The sequence below is a fragment of the Amycolatopsis sp. NBRC 101858 genome (genome assembly GCF_030269325.1).
GTDB lineage: Bacteria > Actinomycetota > Actinomycetes > Mycobacteriales > Pseudonocardiaceae > Amycolatopsis > Amycolatopsis ponsaeliensis.
In genome coordinates this window covers 940,603-955,217 of sequence record NZ_BSTD01000004.1, presented here as the reverse complement: position 1 = coordinate 955,217, position 14,615 = coordinate 940,603, and the positions used below count along the sequence as shown (strand labels likewise).

15 protein-coding genes are annotated in these 14,615 nt (G+C 71.0%); 11 read left to right on the top strand and 4 right to left on the bottom strand.

What is annotated here, in order from left to right:
* Nucleotides 1-103 precede the first annotated feature (103 nt).
* Genes QSK39_RS33235 through QSK39_RS33215 form a run of 5 tightly spaced genes read left to right on the top strand, consistent with a single transcriptional unit; the run spans nucleotide 104 to nucleotide 6,123 of the window.
* Nucleotides 104-1,111, top strand: coding sequence for a LacI family DNA-binding transcriptional regulator (locus QSK39_RS33235; RefSeq protein WP_285481811.1), 1,008 nt, complete (start codon nucleotides 104-106; stop codon nucleotides 1,109-1,111).
* Between the two features lie 34 nt (nucleotides 1,112-1,145).
* Entirely contained in the window at nucleotides 1,146-2,378 is a 1,233-nt protein-coding gene (locus tag QSK39_RS33230; protein WP_285481810.1) for a sugar ABC transporter substrate-binding protein, read from the top strand.
* Nucleotides 2,375-3,313: a carbohydrate ABC transporter permease gene (locus QSK39_RS33225; RefSeq protein WP_502873323.1), complete on the top strand. Its 939-nt coding sequence runs from the start codon at nucleotides 2,375-2,377 to the stop codon at nucleotides 3,311-3,313. The genes QSK39_RS33230 and QSK39_RS33225 overlap by 4 nt, the downstream gene beginning before the upstream one ends.
* Nucleotides 3,310-4,113 (top strand): carbohydrate ABC transporter permease, encoded by an 804-nt coding sequence (locus QSK39_RS33220; RefSeq protein WP_285481809.1) that lies wholly within the window; start codon nucleotides 3,310-3,312, stop codon nucleotides 4,111-4,113. Before QSK39_RS33225 ends, QSK39_RS33220 begins: the two co-directional genes overlap by 4 nt.
* Nucleotides 4,114-4,122: 9 nt before the next feature.
* The gene (locus QSK39_RS33215) at nucleotides 4,123-6,123 is read left to right on the top strand and encodes a glycoside hydrolase family 31 protein (RefSeq protein WP_285481808.1); all 2,001 of its coding nucleotides are present in this window, start codon (nucleotides 4,123-4,125) and stop codon (nucleotides 6,121-6,123) included.
* Here QSK39_RS33215 and QSK39_RS33210 read toward each other — a convergent pair.
* The gene (locus QSK39_RS33210) at nucleotides 6,120-7,040 is read right to left on the bottom strand and encodes a pentapeptide repeat-containing protein (protein ID WP_285481807.1); all 921 of its coding nucleotides are present in this window, start codon (nucleotides 7,038-7,040) and stop codon (nucleotides 6,120-6,122) included. The two genes, QSK39_RS33215 and QSK39_RS33210, sit on opposite strands and share 4 nt — an antisense overlap.
* Before the next feature lie 53 nt (nucleotides 7,041-7,093).
* Here QSK39_RS33210 and QSK39_RS33205 point away from each other — a divergent pair, with 53 nt between their 5' ends.
* Nucleotides 7,094-7,699, top strand: coding sequence for a TetR/AcrR family transcriptional regulator (locus QSK39_RS33205; protein WP_285481806.1), 606 nt, complete (start codon nucleotides 7,094-7,096; stop codon nucleotides 7,697-7,699).
* Nucleotides 7,700-7,721: 22 nt separating this feature from the next.
* On the opposite strand, the gene QSK39_RS33200 is transcribed toward QSK39_RS33205, so the two are convergent.
* A complete protein-coding gene (locus QSK39_RS33200; RefSeq protein ID WP_285481805.1) occupies nucleotides 7,722-8,279 on the bottom strand; it encodes a YceI family protein in 558 nt (185 codons plus the stop codon).
* Between the two features lie 104 nt (nucleotides 8,280-8,383).
* Here QSK39_RS33200 and QSK39_RS33195 point away from each other — a divergent pair, with 104 nt between their 5' ends.
* The 4 genes from QSK39_RS33195 to QSK39_RS33180 are packed head-to-tail and all read left to right on the top strand — an operon-like array spanning nucleotide 8,384 to nucleotide 11,832.
* A complete protein-coding gene (locus QSK39_RS33195; RefSeq protein WP_285481804.1) occupies nucleotides 8,384-8,860 on the top strand; it encodes a MarR family winged helix-turn-helix transcriptional regulator in 477 nt (158 codons plus the stop codon).
* Between the two features lie 8 nt (nucleotides 8,861-8,868).
* The gene (locus QSK39_RS33190; RefSeq protein ID WP_285481803.1) at nucleotides 8,869-9,849 is read left to right on the top strand and encodes a glutathione S-transferase family protein; all 981 of its coding nucleotides are present in this window, start codon (nucleotides 8,869-8,871) and stop codon (nucleotides 9,847-9,849) included.
* A gap of 22 nt (nucleotides 9,850-9,871) precedes the next feature.
* Nucleotides 9,872-10,654, top strand: a complete 783-nt coding sequence (locus tag QSK39_RS33185; RefSeq protein WP_285481802.1) for an SDR family NAD(P)-dependent oxidoreductase — start codon at nucleotides 9,872-9,874, stop codon at nucleotides 10,652-10,654.
* 47 nt (nucleotides 10,655-10,701) lie between these two features.
* Nucleotides 10,702-11,832: an epoxide hydrolase family protein gene (locus QSK39_RS33180; RefSeq protein WP_285481801.1), complete on the top strand. Its 1,131-nt coding sequence runs from the start codon at nucleotides 10,702-10,704 to the stop codon at nucleotides 11,830-11,832.
* Here the strand turns inward: QSK39_RS33180 and QSK39_RS33175 are convergent.
* Nucleotides 11,829-12,332 carry an LmrA/YxaF family transcription factor gene (locus QSK39_RS33175; protein WP_502873322.1) on the bottom strand — a complete coding sequence of 168 codons (504 nt, stop codon included), beginning with the start codon at nucleotides 12,330-12,332 and terminating at the stop codon, nucleotides 11,829-11,831. The two genes, QSK39_RS33180 and QSK39_RS33175, sit on opposite strands and share 4 nt — an antisense overlap.
* Nucleotides 12,265-12,918 carry a GNAT family N-acetyltransferase gene (locus tag QSK39_RS33170; RefSeq protein ID WP_285481800.1) on the bottom strand — a complete coding sequence of 218 codons (654 nt, stop codon included), beginning with the start codon at nucleotides 12,916-12,918 and terminating at the stop codon, nucleotides 12,265-12,267. The genes QSK39_RS33175 and QSK39_RS33170 overlap by 68 nt, the downstream gene beginning before the upstream one ends.
* Before the next feature lie 256 nt (nucleotides 12,919-13,174).
* Between QSK39_RS33170 and rox the strand changes: the two genes are divergently transcribed.
* Nucleotides 13,175-14,602, top strand: coding sequence for a rifampin monooxygenase (gene rox / locus QSK39_RS33165; RefSeq protein WP_285481799.1), 1,428 nt, complete (start codon nucleotides 13,175-13,177; stop codon nucleotides 14,600-14,602).
* Nucleotides 14,603-14,615 lie beyond the last annotated feature (13 nt).

The window sequence follows — 14,615 nt, the reverse complement described above, 5'->3', positions numbered from 1 at the left end:
GGCGAATCCTGCTTGTGTTTCGGCCGGGTGTCCCTTACCTTCGTGCCATTGTCGATGCGCTTCGACTCTCACTGCGCTCCACCACGTCTCCAGGAGGCCGCCCGTGGTCACGATCAACGACGTCGCCAGCGCCGCGGGGGTGGCCCCCAGCACGGTGTCGTACGTGATCAGCGGAAAGCGTTCGATCTCCCCGAAGACCCGCCGCTTGGTCGAGGAGAGTATCCGCAAGCTCGGTTACCACCCGCACGCCGGGGCCCGTGCGCTCGCCAGCAGCAAGACCAACGTGCTCGCCCTCGTCGTGCCGCTGCGCACGGACCTCAACGTCGCCGTGGTGATGGAGTTCGTCGCCTCGGCCGTCACCGCGGCCCGCGCGCACGACCACGACCTGCTGCTGCTCACCAAGGACGAAGGCCCCGCCGCGCTGCAGCGGGTGGCGTCGTCGGCGATCGCCGACGCGCTGATGGTGATGGACGTCGAAGCCGCCGACCCGCGGGTGCCGATGCTCATCGCGCTCGACCTGCCGGTGGTGCTCATCGGCGTGCCCGACCACCCGGCCGGGCTGAGCTGCGTGGACCTGGACTTCACCGCCGCCGGCTCGGCGTGCCTCGCGCACCTGGCCGACCTCGGCCACCGCTCGGTCGCGCTGATCGGCCCCTCCCCCGCGGTCTACCGCCGCGGCACGAGCTACGCGACGCGGTTCCTGCGCGGGTTCGACGACGCCGCGAAGGCCCGCGACGTGCGGGCGACGAACCGGCCGTGCGCGCACTCCTACGAAGCGGTGAGCGCCTGCCTCGACGACCTGCTCGCCGCCGACCCGGACCTGACCGGCCTGGTCGTGCACAACGAGGCCGTGCTCCCCGGGCTGCTTTCGGACCTGCGCCACCGTGGCCTGCGGGTGCCCGAGGACATCTCCGTCGTCGCCGTCTGCCCGGACAGCATGGCCGAGCAGCACGCGGTCGCGCTGACCACGGTCGCCATCCCGGCCGAAGAGGTCGGGACCCAGGCCGTCGAGATGACCATGCGCCGGCTCGCCGGCCACACCACCCCCGAGGTCCGGCTGCTCGGGCCCCGCCTCACCCCGCGCGACAGCACCGCCGCGCCGCGCGCGTAATCCGGTTCTGCTCCAGCGTCGAAGGAGGATCACCATGTCCCTACCCCGTCGCGCCCTGATCCTAGCCGCGAGCGCCACCTTGCTGGCCGCCTGCAGCCCCAGCCCCACTCCCCCGGCCTCGAGCGACGCGAACACCCCGGCCGCCTCGTCCATCACCGAACTCGACTACTACGCCGACGAGCAGGGTTCCGCGGCGTGGCAGAAGATCCTCGACGCGTGCGCGTCCCAGACCGGGATCAAGATCGAACGCCAGACCGTGCCGACCGCGCAGATGCTGCCGAAGGTCCTGCAGGGTGCGAGCTCGAAGACGCTGCCGGACCTGCTCTTCACCGACAACCCGACGCTGCAGCAGGTCGCCGCGACCGGCGCGCTGACCCCGCTGGACGGCTACGGCATCACCACCGGCGGCTACTACGACAGCATCGTCAAGGCCGGGACCTACCAGGGCAAGGTGTACGGCGTCGCCCCGGGCGTCAACGGCCTCGCCCTCATCTACAACAAGGACCTGCTCACCGCGGCCGGGGTCGAGCCGCCGAAGACCTGGGACGAGCTGACGGCCGCCGCGGCGAAGCTCACCAAGGACGGCAAGTACGGCCTAGCCTTCTCCGCGATCCCGTCCGAGGAAGGCACCTGGCAGTTCCTCCCGTTCTTCTGGAGCAACGGCGCCGAACTGTCCCAGCTGGACTCCGCGCAGTCCGTGAAAGCGCTTCAATTCGTCACCGGCCTGGTGACCTCCGGCTCGGCGTCGAAGTCCGTGGTGACGTGGAACCAGAACGACGTCGCCGACCAGTTCGTCGCGGGCAACGCGGCGATGATGGTCAACGGCTCGTGGAACCTGGCCCGCCTCGACGAGCAGAAGTCCCTGCACTACGGCGTCGTGCCGATCCCGGTGCCGCAGGCGGGCGCGAAGCCGGTGGTCGCGCTAGGCGGCGAGGTCGGCGCCGTGCCGGTCACCGGCGGGCCCACCCAGCAGGCCGCCGGCAAGGTGCTTTCCTGCATCCTCTCCGAGCCGACGATGCTCGAGTGGAGCAAGGCACACGCCTACATCCCGTCGAAGACGGCCACCGCGGCCAAGTTCGGCGCTGAGCAGCCGGCGATGCAGGCGTTCGTCGACGAGGTCGGCACCGCCCGCTCCCGCACCGCCGAACTCGGCGAGAAGTACCCGAAGGTCTCCCAGGCGCTGGCCGACGCGATCCAGGCGGCGCTGACCGGGAAGCAGCCGGCCGACCAGGCGTTGAAGGCCGCCCAGCAAGCGAGCGGGTCGTGACCTTGGTCGCCCCGGCCGTCGTGGTACCTCCCCGCGCCGGCCGGAAACCCCGGCGGGACAACCGGTTCGCCGCGTGGCTGTTCCTGCTGCCGGCCTTGGTCTACGTCGGGGTGTTCTTCGGCTACCCGCTCGCCGCGAACGTCGTGATGAGCACCCAGGACTACACGGTGAAGTCGTTCTACACCGGCGAAGCGCCCTTCGTCGGTTTCGCCAACTACGCCGCCGTGTTCGGCAATCAGCTGTTCTCGACAGCGGTCCTCAACACCGTGCTGTTCACCGCCGGGTCGCTCGTCTTCCAGTTCGGCATCGGCCTGGCGCTGGCGGTCTTCTTCAGCGGGCGCTTCCTCGGCAGCGCGCTGCTGCGGTCGCTGCTCCTGCTGCCCTGGCTGCTGCCGCTGGTGGTCAGCGGCGCGGTCTGGCGGTGGATGTTCGACCAGGACCACGGCGTGCTGAACGCGGCACTGCGATTCGTGGGCCTCGACGCGGTGCCGTGGCTGAGCAGCACCGGCTGGGCGCTGCCCGCGGTGATCCTCACCAACATCTGGATCGGCATCCCGTTCAACCTGGTGATCCTGCACGGCGGGCTGCGCGCGATCCCGGCGTCGCTGTACGAAGCCGCAGCACTCGACGGCGCGGGCGCGTGGCAGCGGTTCCGGCACGTCACCTGGCCGCTGCTGCGGCCGGTCACCGGGATCGTGCTCATGCTCGGGCTGGTCTACACGATCAAGGTGTTCGACGTGATCATGGTCGTCACCGGCGGCGGGCCCGCCAACGCGACGCAGACGCTCACGACGTGGTCCTACCGGCTGTCCTTCCAGGACTTCGCGTTCGGGCAGGGCGCCGCGGTCGGGAACGTCCTCATCCTGGTGGCGACCGTGTTCGGGCTGCTGTACCTGCGCTCGGCGAGGGCGACCCTGGCCGAGGCCGCGGCATGAAAGCCCGGACGGTCCTCGGCGTCCTGATCGTCGCGGTCCTGCTTTTCCCGTTGTACTGGATGGTCAACGCCTCCCTGCAGCCGAGCGGCGCGCTGCTACGCCCGGACCCGGCGTTCTTCCCGGTCGGCGGCACCCTGGACGGCTATCGCAAGGCGCTGTCCTCCCAGGGACCGCACCTGCTCTCCAGCGTCGTCGTCGCGCTCGGCACCGTGCTCGTGTCGCTGGCGATCGCCGCACCCGCGTCGTACGCGCTGGCCCAGCTGAAGGTCCGCGGCGGGCCGGCGCTGGTGTTCGTGCTGCTCATCGTGCAGATGATCCCGGGCATCGTGATGGCCAACGCCCTCTACACGGTGTTCAGCAACCTCGGCCTGATCGACAACTACCTCGGGCTGGTGCTGGCGGACTCGACCGCGACCATCCCGTTCGCCGTGCTCCTGCTGCGGGCGTTCATGATCTCCGTGCCGAAGGAGCTGACCGAAGCGTCCCGGGTGGACGGTGCCGGGTACTGGCGGACGTTCCGCTCGATCATCCTCCCGGTCAGCCGCAACGCGCTCGTCACCGCCGGGCTGTTCTCGTTCCTGTTCGCCTGGGCCGACTTCCTCTTCGCCGTCACCCTGACCACCGGACAGTCGTTCGAGCCCATCACGGTCGGCATCTACCGGTTCGTCGGCAACCAGTCCGCCGACTGGAACGGGATCATGGCCACCGCCGTCCTCGCCGCGGTCCCCGCGGCCGTCCTGCTCGTCGTGGCCCAGCGGTACGTCGTCGCCGGGCTGACCAGCGGCGCCGTCAAAGACTAAGGAGACCGCGTGATCACTTCCGAAGACGGCCGCTCGCTGGAAGTCACCGTGCGGCACGAGGTTCTGCGCGTCGAACCCTGGGGCGACGGCAGCCTGCGCGTGCGTGCCGGCCGGCACCGCATCCTCGACGACGTGCCGGGGGCGCTGCTGCCCGCGAAGCCGTCGGCCGCCACCGCCTCGGTCGAGGAGCGCTGCGGCAAGGTCGTCAACGGCCCGCTCACCGCGATCGTCGAGATCGCCGACACCGACACCGGGATCGACGCGCAGCTCAAGTTCGTCCGGACGGGCACCGGCGAGGAACTGCTTTCCGAGCAGCGCGCGCACTTCTGGTGGCCCGGCGCGCGGCTGTTCATGCCCTCGCGCAACGGGTACGGCCGCCTCGAACAGCGGTTCACCGCCTACGACGACGAGCGGATCTACGGCCTCGGCCAGCACACGCACGGCCGGCTCGACCAGAAGGGCCTCGTGCTCGACCTGGTGCAGCGCAACGCCGAGGTGTCGGTGCCGTTCCTGCTGTCCAGCCGCGGCTACGGGTTCCTCTGGAACAACCCCGCGGTCGGGCGGGTGGAGCTGGCCGCCAACGGCACCCGCTGGGTCGCCGACGACGCCCGCCAGCTCGACTACTGGGTCACCACCGGCGACGGCCCGCGGGAGATCCTCGGCAACTACGCCGACGCGACCGGGTACGCGCCGATGCTGCCCGAATGGGCGGCCGGGTTCTGGCAGTCGAAACTGCGCTACCGCACCCAGGACGAGCTCCTGTCCGTGGCGCGCGAGTACCACGCGCGCGGGTTGCCGCTGTCGGTGATCGTGGCGGACTTCTTCCACTGGACGCACCTCGGCGACTGGACGTTCGACCCGGCCGAGTGGCCCGACCCGGCCGGCTTGGTGCGGGAGCTGGAGTCGCTCGGGGTGAAGCTGATGGTGTCGGTGTGGCCGTCGGTCAGCCCGCTGTCGGAGAACTACCGGGAGCTGCACGAGCGGGGACTGCTGGTGGCCGCCGAGAGCGGGGTCCCGGCGCACGCGCCGTGGAAGGACAAGGGGTTCGGCACCGAGATGCCGGTGGCGTTCTACGACGCGACCAACCCGGCGGCGCGGCGGTTCGTCTGGGGCAAGGTCAAGGAGAACTACTACGACCTGGGCGTCCGCGCGTGGTGGCTCGACGGCGACGAGCCGGAGATCCAGCCCGGCCACCCGCACAACCTCGGCTTCCACGCGGGCCCCGGCGCGGAGGTGTTCAACCTCTACCCGCAGGCGAACGCGCAGACGTTCCACGACGGCATCCGCGCCGAGGGCGACGACGAGGTGGTGCTGCTGTCCCGCTCGGCGTGGGCGGGCAGCCAGCGGTTCGGGGCGGCGCTGTGGTCGGGCGACGTCCCGGCGACCTGGGCGTCGCTGCGGACACAGGTCCGGGCCGGGCTGAACGTGGCGCTGGCCGGGATCCCCTGGTGGACCACGGACATCGGCGGCTTCCACGGCGGTGACCCGGCGTCGCCCGAGTACCGCGAGCTGCTGGTCCGCTGGTTCCAGTACGGGGTGTTCTGCCCGCTGTTCCGCCTGCACGGCTTCCGCGACCCGCGCCCGCCGTTCGGCCCGGAGATGACCGGCGGGCCGAACGAAGCCTGGTCCTTCGGCGATCCCGCGTACACGGCGATTTCGGCGTCACTGCGGCTGCGGGAGCGGCTGCGGCCGTACCTGATGGCCCAGATGCGGGTGGCCCACGAGCAGGGCGTGCCGCCGATGCGGCCCTTGTTCGTCGACTTCCCCGGCGACGCGCCGTCCTGGGACGTTTCCGATCAGTTCCTGCTCGGCCCCGACGTCCTGGTCGCCCCGGTGCTCTCGCCGGGGGCCACCTCCCGGCCGGTGTACTTGCCCGCGGGTGCCGAGTGGACGGACGCGGTGACCGGCGCGCGCCACGAAGGCGGGGTCACGGTCGAGGCGCCGGCCCCGGCGGACCGCATCCCGGTGTTCCTCCGCGACGACACCGTGCTGCCGATCACCGCGTTCTAACCGGGTTTCCCACTCACGACCTCGGCCCACTGTCCCGGCTTGAGCGGCCGCGGCGGCCCGAGGACCCAGCCCGCCGGCCAGGTGCGGCGCACGTGCACGTCCGTGCGGGCCCGCGCCCCGGGGAAGCGGAACCGCTCGGCCGACGTCCCGGTGAAGTCGGCGTGGCCGCCGAACCGCGCGCCGCCGAAGAAAGCGTCGGCGAAGCGGGCGTCGCGGAACGAGGTCCGGCCCGCGAAGCCCGTGTTCGCGAACGACGTGTCGGCGAACCGGGCGCCGGTGAACTCGGTGCGGGCCGAGAACCGGGCCTCGTCGAACCACGTCTCCGCCGCCGAGGTCGCCCCGGCGAACTCCGCCGTTCCGCTGAAGGTGGTGTTCCCGAAGTCGGCGCCCGTCTCGAACCGCGCGTCGCCGAAGTGCGCGTGCCGGGCGAAGCTCGAATCCTCGAAGCTCACCAGGCCGGTGAAGACCGTGCCGTCGAAGCGGGCGTCGCCGTGGAAGCGCACTTCGTGGAAGATCGCGTTGCGGACTTCGCAGCCCCGCAGGTCGACGCCGGGCAGCACCGCCGAGTCCCCGCGGAGGTCGATCCCGGGCCAGAACCGCGGTGACCCGGGACGCAGGTGCCGCAGCAGCACCGGCCAGACCTCGTCCCCGGTGTCGCGCCACCCGCAGCCCAGCCGGGCGAGGAACCGGTCGACGAAGTCCTGGCGGCGCGCCGGATCGACGTCGGCCAGCTCGGCGAGGTGCGCCAGCTCCGCGACCCGGGCCGAGTGGTCGGCCGTCGGCCGCACGATGACCTCGGGCACCGGCGGCGTGAGCACCTGCACCGGTGGGCTCCGGCGGAGGATCAGCCACGCCGTGACTCCGCCGGACACGGCGCCGATCAGCGCCAGGACCGCGAACGGGGTGACGGTGGACATGCCGGAATCGTCCCGTCCGGGCCGGGACCGCGAAAGCGATTTAAAGTGGACCCGTGAGTCCACGGCTGACCCCGAAGGGCGCCGCGACGCGGCAGCGGATCATCGAAGGCGCCGCGGCGGAGATCCGCGAGCGCGGCGTCGCCGTCACGACGCTCGACGACGTCCGGGCGCGGACGGGCACCAGCAAGAGCCAGCTCTTCCACTACTTCCCCGACGGGAAGGAAGGGCTCCTGCTGGCGGTGGCGCAGTTCGAAGCGGACCAGGTCCTGGCGGTCCAGCAGCCACAGCTCGGCGAGCTGACGTCGTGGGCGGGCTGGCGGCGCTGGCGCGACACGGTCGTCTCACACTACGACAGCCGGGGCCGGCACTGCCCGCTCAACGTGCTGATCTCCCAGCTGGGCCGGGCGACGCCGGGGGCACAGGCGGTGGTGAGCAAACTGCTGCGGCGCTGGCAGGACGAGATCGAGGCGGGCATCCGCCACCTGCAGAAAGCCGGCGAGGTGGGCGCGGAAGTGGACGCCGGACGCACGGCGGCCGCCCTGCTGGCCGGCATCCAGGGCGGCGTGGTGGTGATGCTCTCGACCGGGGACATCGGCCACCTCGAGGCGGCGCTCGACGTCGGGATCGAGAACCTGCAGGCGAGCGGGAACCGGCGCTGAGGCCGGTTCCCGCTCGGCGAAGTCAGGCGTTCTTGATCGCGGAGATCTCGAACTCGAGGGTGACCTTGTCGCTCACCAGGACGCCGCCGGTCTCCAGCGCCGCGTTCCAGGTGATGCCGTAGTCCTTGCGGCTGATCGTGGTGGAGCCCTCGAAGCCGATCCGGTCGTTGCCGAACGGGTCCTTGGCGGAGCCCTCGAACTCGAACGGGATGGTCACCGAACGGGTGACGTCCTTGATCGTCAGGTCACCGGTCACCTCGAAGGAGGTCTCGCCGGCCTGCTTGATCTCGGTGGTGGTGAAGGTGATCGTGGGGTACTCGTCCATCGACAGGAAGTCGTTGCTCTTCAGGTGCCCGTCGCGGTCCGCGTTGCGGGTGTCGATGCTGTGCGCCTGGATGGTCACCTGGGCGGACGACTTCTCCGGCGCGTCGCCGTCGATCGTCGCGGTGCCGGTGAAGTCGTTGAAGCTGCCGCGCACCTTGGTCACCATCGCGTGGCGGGCGACGAACCCGATCCGCGAGTGGGCGGCGTCCAGGGTGTACTCGCCGGTCAGCTGGGGGTAGGTGGTCGCGCTGGTCATCTCTTCTTCTCTCCTCGTGGTGGCGCCCCCCAGTGATTGAGGGCTCAACAACACTGTACTCAGTTTGACTGGTTGCGCAAGCAAGCTTTCGATAGACTGCCGATATGGGTGACTTGGCCGTGCTCGACGAGGGGGAATCCGCCTTCTGGCGGTCGCTGATCCGCATCACCACCGTGCTGCCGCGCGCGCTCGAAGACCAGTTCCTCCCCGAGACCGGGCTCACGACCAGCGACTACGGCGTGCTCGTCGCGCTGTCCGAGGCGCCGGACCACCTGCTGCGCATCTCGGCGCTGGCCGCGACGACCGCGTTGTCGCTCAGCCGGATCAGCCGGGTGGTCGACGACCTCACGCGGCGCGGGCTCGTGGAGAAGCGGCGGTGCGCCGAGGACGGCCGCGCGTCCAATGCCGTGCTGACCGCGGCGGGACTGGCCAAACTGGAGGCGGCCTACCCGAGTCACCTCGCGCGCGTGCGGGCTTCGGTGTTCGATCACCTGGACGCCGAGGACCTCCGCACGGCGGGGCCCGTGCTGGCCCGGCTGGCCGCGGCGCTGGACACCACTCCCCCGACCGACGACTGCTGAGGAGCCCGATGACCGACGGCGAGTTCAAGCGCGACCTGAACTACATCCCGGACCGCATCACCGCCGACGGGCGCGACGGCTGGCCGGTCGAACCCGGCCGCTACCGGCTGGTCGTCGCGCGGGCCTGCCCGTGGGCCAACCGCGCGGTGATCGTGCGGCGCCTGCTCGGCCTCGAGCCGGTGCTGTCGATGGGCATGGCCGGGCCGGTGCACGACGAGCGGAGCTGGAGCTTCGACCTCGACCCCGGCGGCAAGGACCCGGTGCTCGGCATCGAGCGGCTGCAGGAGGCGTTCTTCAAGCGCGACCCGGAGTACCCGCGCGGCATCACGGTGCCGGCGTTCGTCGACGTCCCGAGCGGCCAGGTCGTCACGAACGACTTCGCGCAGATGACGCTGGACATGTCCACCGAGTGGACCGCCTACCACCGTTCGGGCGCGCCGGAGCTGTACCCGGAGAAGCTGCGCGACGAGATCGACGACGTCGCGCAGAAGGTGTTCACCGACGTCAACAACGCGGTCTACCAGTGCGGCTTCGCCCGGTCCCAGGAGGCGTACGAGCACTCGTACACCAAGCTGTTCACGCGGCTGGACTGGCTTTCGGAGCGGCTGGCGGACCAGCGCTACCTCGTCGGCGACACGATCACCGAGGCCGACGTCCGGCTGTTCACCACGCTCGTCCGGTTCGACGCGGTCTACCACGGCCACTTCAAGTGCAACCGGCAGAAGCTCACCGAGCTGCCGGTGCTGTGGGCCTACACGCGCGACCTGTTCCAGACGCCCGGCTTCGGCGACACGATCGACTTCGCGCAGACCAAGGAGCACTACTACGTGGTGCACAAGAACGTGAACCCGAGCGGGATCGTGCCGCTCGGGCCGGACGTCTCCGGCTGGCTCACACCGCACGGCCGCGAGCAGCTGGGCGGCCGCCCGTTCGGTGACGGCACCCCGCCGGGCCCGCCGCTCGCCGACGAGCAGGTGCCCGCGCTCTGACTTCTTGGCTACGGTGATCGCCATGGAACGCCTGCGCGATCGCCGAGTCCTCGTCACCGGTGCCGGCTCCGGCATCGGCCGCGCCACCACCTTCCGCCTGATGGCGGAGGGGGCGCAGGTCATCGGCACCGACGTCTCCGAAGAAGGGCTGATCGAAACCCAGAAGGCCGCCCCCATGGGTGGCCTGACGACGTACGTCATGGACGTCGCCGACGAAGATTCGGTGGCTTTCGGGGTGCAGGCGGCGGTCAACGCGCTGGGCGGGCTCGACGTGCTGGTCAACGCGGCGGGCATCCTGCTGGCGTCGCACACGCACGAGACGTCGCTGGAGCTGTGGAACCGGGTGCTGGCGGTGAACCTGACGGGCACGTTCCTGGTGACGCGGGCGGCCCTGCCGACCCTGCTCGAGTCCGAGCACGGCGTGGTGGTCAACTTCAGTTCGACGTCGGCCTCGTTCGCCCACCCGTACATGGCGGCGTACTGCGCGAGCAAGGGCGGCATCCAGGCGTTCACGCATTCGCTGGCGCTGGAGTACAGCAAGCGGGGCCTGCGCGCGGTGAGCATCGCCCCGGGCAGCGTGAAGAGCGGCATCACGGACTCGGCTTTGAGCTGGCTCCCGCAGGACATCGACGTGTCCCTGTTCGGCCGGCTGCTGCCGATCCTCCCGACGGACCACACGACGGAGGTGGGCAACCCGGTGGCGGGCCCGGAGACGGTGGCGGGAGTGGTGGCAATGCTGGCCTCGGACGACGGCAAGTTCATCACGGGCACCGAAATCCGCATCGACGGCGGCACGCACACCTAGGCGCATCGAGGACCCAACCTGTCCTCTACCCACGGCAGGCTGGCCCCATGGATCCCTTCCGCATCGACGTCCCGCAGGCCGACCTCGACGAGCTGCGCCACAGGCTCGCCCGCACCCGCTGGCCCGGCGAACTGCCCGGCGCCGGCTGGGACTACGGCGTCAGCGAGCCCTACCTCGCCGAGCTCGTCGAGTACTGGCAAACCGGCTTCGACTGGCGGGCCCAGGAAGTCCGGCTCAACGCGTTCCCGCAGTTCACCACCACCATCGATGGCCAACTCGTGCACTTCCTGCACGTCCGCTCCCCCGAACCGGACGCCACGCCGCTCATCCTGACCCACGGCTGGCCGAGCACGGTCGCGGACTTCCTCGGCGTCCTCGGCCCGCTCACCGACCCGCGCGCCCACGGGGGCGACCCGGCAGACGCCTTCCACGTCGTCGCCCCTTCGGTGCCCGGCTTCGCCTTCTCCGGACCGACGAACGATCGCGGCTGGAACACCCGCCGGACGGCCCGGGCGTGGGCCGAGCTCATGCGGCGGCTGGGTTACGAGCGCTACGGCGCCCAGGGCGGTGACTTCGGCAGCATCGTCTCGCCCGAACTGGGCCGGACCGCGCCCGGGTCGGTGCTCGGCGTGCACGTCAACGCCGTTGCCAACGCCGGGGTCCCGACCGCGCCCGGCGATCTCGAGCGACTGTCCGAAGAGGATGCGAAGCAGGCAACGGAAAACCAAGCCTGGTGGTACGGCCATTCCGGCTACGCCACGCAGATGTCCACGCGGCCGCAGACGCTCGCCTACGCGCTCAACGACTCCCCCGCCGGCCAGCTCGCGTGGAACCTCGAATGGTTCGTGGACTGGGATCCCACCGCGACGAACCAGACCACAGTGGACCGTGACGCGATCCTGACGAACGTGACGATCTTCTGGCTCACCGGCACCGCGGGCTCGGCTGCGCGCCTCTACCTGGAGGCGGGCCAGGACGGCTGGGGCGAGCGGCCGGAACCGTCCGGCGTGCCGACGGCGGTCGCGAACTTCCGCGGCGACCACGCGATCCGCGGCCTGGCCGCCCTGTCCAACACGATCACGCGCTGGACGACGTACGACACGGGCGGCCACTTCGCGTCCCTGCAGGCGCCCGAAGTCCTGGTCGACGACATCCGCGAGTTCTTCCGCGGCCTCTAAGCGACTACGGCACCGTCGAGCAACGGACGCAGTTCCGCGACCACGGTGTCCAGCGGCGCGACGTCCTGGTGCGCCCGCGCCAGGATGATCGCGCCCTCCAGGGCGCTGAGCATCAGCACCGCCAACGACGTACTCCGGGCCGCGGGCACGCCCAGCTCCGCCAGGGTCTCCGCCACCGGGCGCTGCCAGCCGTCGAACGCCTTGCCGACCGCTGCCCGCAGGTCGTCGCTGGTGGCTGCCGTGTCGGCGACCGTCGCGACCAGCGGGCAGCCCGCGTCGAAACCCTGCGCCGTGAACTCGTCGCGCCACTGGGCGGCCATCGCCTCGAAGAGCTTGCCGGGCGTCGGGTTCCCGATCTTGGCCGCGATCCGCGCGACGCGCCGGGCCGCGTACCCGCCCGCCCACGCGACCGCTTCGGCGATCAGCTGGTCCTTACCGCCCGGGAAGTAGTGCTGCAGGGACCCCCGCGGCGCTTCGGCGTGGGCGACCACGTCCCGCATGCCGGTCGCCCCGACACCGTGGATCCGCACCAGCTGCGCGGCGCTGAGCACCATCCGCTCGCGCGGTGTCCTCGTCATCGGCTGCCTCCTTCATGACGTCTGTCATGGTAGCCCAGTCCGGCACGACCAGGGCGAAGTCCCGTTCGCCGCGTTCGTAGCCGGGCACCGGCCGGAAACCCTGGCGCAGCAACAGCGCTTCGGCACCTTTGTTGCCCGCCCACACGGTCCCGCGCACCGTCCAGCCCGGGAACTTCCCCGACGCCCAGAGCCACCGGGCCAGCGCGCTCCCGATCCCCTTCCGCTGCCAGCGATCGGCGACGAGGATCCCGAGCTCGGCCTCGCCCGGGGTCACCGCGACGAAGTTGAGCAGCCCCACCGGAACGCCGCCGCGGGTGGCCAGCAGGGCGGGCGAGCCGGCGAGCAGGAACCGGCCGTAGCGCCGGAAGACATCGGCCGGTTCGGCCGGGCCGCCCATCATGAAGCGCCGCCGGAGGCTGTCCGGCGAGCAGGCCGCGACCAGTGCGGCCACGCACTCCCGGTCCGCCCGGCGGTCGCCCAGCTCCCGGACTTCTATGACAGCTGTCATGACCCCATGAGACCACACTGCGACGCGAACCACACTATGACAGCCGTCATAGATCGACGGCGGCACACAAGTCTGCGACGATGCGGGATGAGCTGGAGCTGGGAAGACGTCCCGAAACCGGCGGGAGGAATGACCACTCCCCTCCGTAACTAATGTATAGCGCACCCCTGGGCTTGCGGCAAGACCCCCGTAGTGCCGCACAATTCTCGGCCGAAGCCACAACCTGCGGAAACGCGGGGATTTTCAAGGGGGTCTCTTGACTGACGTGATCATCGCCGGCGGCGGGCCGACCGGCGTGATGCTGGCCGCCGAGCTGCGGCTGCACGACGTCGACGTGCTGGTGCTCGAACGGGACGCGGAGCCGACGAAGGTCGTCCGCTCGCTCGGCCTGCACGCGCGCAGCATCGAAGTGATGGACCAGCGGGGGCTGCTGGAGCGGTTCCTGGAACTGGGCACGAAGTACCCGGTCGGGGGTTTCTTCGCGGGAATTCCGAAGCCGTCGCCGGAGCGGCTGGACACCGCGCACGGCTACACGCTCGGCATCCACCAGCCCGTCATCGACCGGCTCCTGACCGAGCACGCGCTCGAAGCCGGCGCCGAAATCCGGCGCGGGTGCGAGGTGACCGGGCTCGAGCAGGACGAAGAGGGCGTCACGGTCGAACTCGCCGACGGCGAACGGCTGCGGGCGCGCTACCTCGTCGGCTGCGACGGCGGCCGCAGCACCGTGCGCAAGCTGCTCGGCGTCGCCTTCCCCGGCGAGCCCAGCCGGATCGAGACGCTGCTGGCCGAGGTGGAGGTGACCGCTTCGCGGGAGGAGATCGACACCGCGAACATCGAGGTCCGCAAGACCCAGAAGCGGTTCGGCTTCATGCCGGTGGAAGGCGGCACCTACCGCGTCGGGGTTCCCGCCGAAGGCGTCGCCGAGGACCGGCGCACCCCGCCGACGCTGGACGAGCTCAAGGAGCAGCTGCGCAAGACCGCCGGGACCGACTACGGCGTGCACTCGCCGCGGTGGCTCTCCCGGTTCGGCGACGCCACCCGGCAGGCCGAGCACTACCGGGTGGGCCGGGTGCTGCTCGCCGGCGACGCGGCACACGTCCACCCGCCGGTCGGCGGGCAGGGACTCAACCTCGGCGTCCAGGACGCGTTCAACCTGGGCTGGAAGCTGGCCGCCGAGGTGAACGGCTGGGCGCCGGACGGGCTGCTGGACAGCTACGAGGCCGAGCGGCACCCGGTGGCCGAAGAGGTGCTGAACAACACCCGCGCGCAGATGGAGCTGATGCAGCTCGAGCCGGGCCCGCAGGCGGCGCGGCGGCTGCTCGCGGACCTGATGGACTTCGACGAGGTGAACCGGTACCTCACCGAGAAGATCATCGCGATCGGGATCCGCTACGACTTCGGCGAGGGCCACCCCTTGCTGGGCCGGCGCCTGCGGGACGTCGCGCTCAAGCAGGGGCACCTCTACGGGCTGCTGCACGAGGGCCGCGGCCTGCTGCTCGACCGGACCGGCTCGCTTTCGGCCGCGGGCTGGGCGGACCGGGTCGACCACGTCGTCGACGTCAGCGAGGAACTGGACGCGCCCGCGGTGCTGCTGCGCCCGGACGGGCACGTCGTCTGGGCCGGGGAAGACGGCGCGGACCTGCCCGGTGCGCTGCGGAAGTGGTTCGGCGCGCCCACCGCCTGAAACGCCGTCGTCG

Excerpts from the sequence above, each read along its gene's own strand:
- QSK39_RS33175 (WP_502873322.1), bottom strand. The coding sequence starts at position 12,332 with ATGCGGGACGTGGTCGCCCACGCCGAAGCGCCGCGGGGGTCCCTGCAG.
- QSK39_RS33200 (WP_285481805.1), bottom strand. The coding sequence starts at position 8,279 with ATGACCAGCGCGACCACCTACCCCCAGCTGACCGGCGAGTACACCCTG.
- QSK39_RS33210 (WP_285481807.1), bottom strand. The coding sequence starts at position 7,040 with ATGTCCACCGTCACCCCGTTCGCGGTCCTGGCGCTGATCGGCGCCGTG.
- QSK39_RS33190 (WP_285481803.1), top strand. The coding sequence starts at position 8,869 with ATGACCGACGGCGAGTTCAAGCGCGACCTGAACTACATCCCGGACCGC.
- QSK39_RS33185 (WP_285481802.1), top strand. The coding sequence starts at position 9,872 with ATGGAACGCCTGCGCGATCGCCGAGTCCTCGTCACCGGTGCCGGCTCC.
- QSK39_RS33195 (WP_285481804.1), top strand. The coding sequence starts at position 8,384 with ATGGGTGACTTGGCCGTGCTCGACGAGGGGGAATCCGCCTTCTGGCGG.
- QSK39_RS33230 (WP_285481810.1), top strand. The coding sequence starts at position 1,146 with ATGTCCCTACCCCGTCGCGCCCTGATCCTAGCCGCGAGCGCCACCTTG.
- QSK39_RS33220 (WP_285481809.1), top strand. The coding sequence starts at position 3,310 with ATGAAAGCCCGGACGGTCCTCGGCGTCCTGATCGTCGCGGTCCTGCTT.
- QSK39_RS33170 (WP_285481800.1), bottom strand. The coding sequence starts at position 12,918 with ATGACAGCTGTCATAGAAGTCCGGGAGCTGGGCGACCGCCGGGCGGAC.
- QSK39_RS33180 (WP_285481801.1), top strand. The coding sequence starts at position 10,702 with ATGGATCCCTTCCGCATCGACGTCCCGCAGGCCGACCTCGACGAGCTG.